Annotated in this window: 1 protein-coding gene; it reads left to right on the forward strand. The window is 56.0% G+C overall.

The window, feature by feature from the left end; all coding sequences use genetic code 11:
- On the forward strand, positions 1 to 325 hold a 325-nt coding region (locus QEH52_RS20420; RefSeq protein WP_308952799.1), incomplete at both ends, for a reverse transcriptase domain-containing protein.

The raw sequence follows: 325 nt of genomic DNA on the forward strand, positions 1-325 counted from the left end.
CAAGCGCGTGCGTTGGAAGCACTACGTGAGCGTCTCGATGGGGATGGCCCTGTCGTGCGCTTGATTAAGCGCTACTTGAAAGCGGGCTACATCGAGCTCGGAAGCTATCACGCAACAGTTGAGGGGATGCCGCAAGGTGGCCCGCTTTCACCTCTACTATCAAACCTGGTGCTCGATGCACTAGACAAAGAGCTGGAGACGAGGGGACATCGTTTCGTCCGTTATGCGGACGACTTCGTCGTCCTGCTCAAAAGCGAACGTGCCGCACATCGTGTCTTCGCTAGCCTCTGTGAGTTCGTCGAGAACAAACTGGGGCTAGAGATCA

Origin of the sequence: Thalassobacterium maritimum (genome assembly GCF_031127805.1) — a bacterium.
Taxonomy (GTDB): domain Bacteria; phylum Verrucomicrobiota; class Verrucomicrobiia; order Opitutales; family Coraliomargaritaceae; genus Thalassobacterium; species Thalassobacterium maritimum.